This is a genomic window from Pectobacterium brasiliense, from assembly GCF_013449685.1.
GTDB classification, from domain to species: Bacteria; Pseudomonadota; Gammaproteobacteria; order Enterobacterales; family Enterobacteriaceae; genus Pectobacterium; species Pectobacterium brasiliense_A.
In genome coordinates this window covers 350-1676 of record NZ_JACDSF010000145.1, presented here as the reverse complement: position 1 = coordinate 1676, position 1327 = coordinate 350, and the positions used below count along the sequence as shown (strand labels likewise).

Annotated in this window: 2 protein-coding genes and 1 pseudogene; 1 reads left to right on the top strand and 2 read right to left on the bottom strand. The window is 40.4% G+C overall.

The window, feature by feature from the left end; genetic code table 11:
- The first annotated feature begins 128 nt into the window (after positions 1–128).
- On the top strand, positions 129–221 hold the full coding sequence (locus H0248_RS22570; protein WP_374190074.1) for a SymE family type I addiction module toxin: 93 nt from the start codon (positions 129–131) through the stop codon (positions 219–221).
- Between the two features lie 184 nt (positions 222–405).
- On the opposite strand, the gene H0248_RS21745 is transcribed toward H0248_RS22570, so the two are convergent.
- On the bottom strand, positions 406–843 hold the full coding sequence (locus H0248_RS21745) for a hypothetical protein (protein WP_180787456.1): 438 nt from the start codon (positions 841–843) through the stop codon (positions 406–408).
- Positions 844–858: 15 nt separating this feature from the next.
- Positions 859–1327, bottom strand: a pseudogene (locus H0248_RS21740) (GH-E family nuclease); the annotation flags it as partial.

Here is a 1327-nt window from a genome sequence, read left to right as displayed (position 1 = left end):
TCGGCGTTACCGATCAAAAGCGCTCTGAATTAGTGTTCACGTAACGGTATGAAAATTAAGCAGGTCGGTAGTCTGCCCAGTAATCTTTAGACCGAATAGGCATACCATCCATCATTCTTAACGGCTGACTGCTAAAAGAGTCGGGATTTATGACCGGGACGCCGATCACCGTACCGGTTGAGTGGGGGAGATTGGTGATTGATATGGGGATTAGCCTCTAGCCTATCCCAATGGTACCCATACCTGTGGGTAGGTAGCTCGGTTGAGTCACCTGACTGCGTATTAAAAAAGACAGATTTACTAAAAAATGTTGACTGGTCAAAAAATAAATCTGCCATTTTTCATTTAATAATCACGATATTTACGAAATAATAAATTCTATGCCATTTGAATTTTACAGAAAATTCAATTCTTCGACATTTTATTCAAGTAAAAATCAAGGTATTTTTTAGGTCGTTCCTGAAAAGCTCTTTTCTTTCCGTAGCTATACGCATCATGAAAATGTTTGTAAGCCATATCATATTCTTCTAACTCATAGCAAACCATCCCAAGATCAATTAACGGAGCCGTATCTATATCTGACCCTCTGGTTTGCAACGCAATTTCTGCCCATTTTTTAGCCTCATGAAAATCCTCCATATCGAAATATGCACTATATATACACGCAGAAATCCAACTGGCAATTTCCCAATCTAGCTTTGGTTCGGGGAGTAATCGCCAAGCTTCATTATATTCTTCTAATGCCTGTCCATAAGATTTTTCATCATGAAGGTGATTACCCTTTTCGACTACAGATACTATTAATTCCTCTAACTCTTGACTTACATCAGAAAGAATCTTCATTATGCACCTATTTAATCATAGAAAGTATTGCGAGATTTCCGCAGGACCAATAAAATCACTTGGATTTCTATATCTATCAGGCAGGCTTGCACCCTGAGAACGGTTATGTCCAAAATACTCTAACTCATAGTTTTTGGGATCCCGCATAAAGGCTCTGACCTCTTTAGACTTCGCCCCATAGTACCCACCCTTTTGATTCCAATATTTAACAGCATCAGTTAAATGAGCCATATCAGCATCCTGAATACGATACCACTTACTATCAGTTGAACTTTTAAATTGCATCCTATCACCAGAACCACGAATGCGACCTTCTCCACGCATTCGCTCAATAACAGCTCGCCCTGTTTTAGTCTTTTTACCTGGCGTTCTTCCCATATAAGTAAGACGGCAAGATGCCAACCCAAACGGATCAACCCAACAGGTCGGATTCTGGACGTAACCGTAGTTATTCTCACCGCCCGCTATCCCTATCGGGTCATAG

Bases quoted from the DNA above. Each gene is read 5' to 3' on its own strand.
- H0248_RS21745 (WP_180787456.1), bottom strand. From the start codon at position 843: ATGAAGATTCTTTCTGATGTAAGTCAAGAGTTAGAGGAATTAATAGTA.